Annotated in this window: 1 rRNA gene; it reads right to left on the reverse strand. The window is 47.2% G+C overall.

The features are described 5' to 3' along the window. Positions 1–1033: ribosomal RNA gene (locus tag B5D06_RS08810) — 23S ribosomal RNA — on the reverse strand; the annotation flags it as partial.

Here is a 1033-nt window from a genome sequence, read left to right on the forward strand (position 1 = left end):
TTCTAACCCCCTTTATCGTTACTTATACCTACATTTGCTTTTCTTATAGGTCCAGCACCAGTCGTCCTGACACCTTCAACCCCAATAAGAATGCTCCCCTACCGATGTATATACATCCCACAGCTTCGGTACACTGCTTATGCCCGATTATTATCCATGCCAAAATCCTCGACTAGTGAGCTGTTACGCACTCTTTAAATGAATGGCTGCTTCCAAGCCAACATCCTAGCTGTCTTCGCATCTTGACCGCGTTTGTCCAACTTAGCAGTGATTTAGGGACCTTAGCCGATGGTCCGGATTCTTCTCCTCTCGGACATGGACCTTAGCACCCATGCCCTCACTCCCAGGATATAAATTGTAAGCATTCGGAGTTTGTCTGGACTTGATAGCCGGTGAAAGCCTCGCATCCAATCAGTCGCTCTACCTCTTACAAGAAACTCCTAAGGCTGCACCTAAATGCATTTCGGGGAGTACGAGCTATCTCCAAGTTTGATTAGCCTTTCACCCCTACCCTCAGCTCATCCGAAAGCTTTTCAACGCTTAACAGTTCGGTCCTCCAGTTAGTGTTACCTAACCTTCAACCTGGCCAAGGGTAGATCACTTGGTTTCGCGTCTACCCCCTCTGACTATACGCCCTATTCAGACTCGCTTTCGCTCCGGGTACGTAACTTAACGTTACTTAGCCTTGCCAGAGAAGGTAACTCGTAGGTTCATTATGCAAAAGGCACGCAGTCACACCTCAAAGGTGCTCCTACCGCTTGTAAGCAGACGGGTTCAGGATCTATTGCACTCCTCTGTTCGAGGTTCTTTTCACCTTTCCCTCACGGTACTTGTACACTATCGGTCTCTCGGGTATATTTAGCCTTACGGGATGGGCCCCGCTAATTCGCCCAGGATTACACGTGTCCCGGGTTACTCAGGTGTCTCTCTCGCTATATTTGAGTTTTTCGTCTACGTGACTATCACACTCTACGGTATAGCTTTCCAACTAATTCTACTAAACTCGCTTATAACTTTATTGAAAGATCCTATT

This window comes from Porphyromonas circumdentaria, from assembly GCF_900167105.1.
Taxonomy (GTDB): domain Bacteria; phylum Bacteroidota; class Bacteroidia; order Bacteroidales; family Porphyromonadaceae; genus Porphyromonas; species Porphyromonas circumdentaria.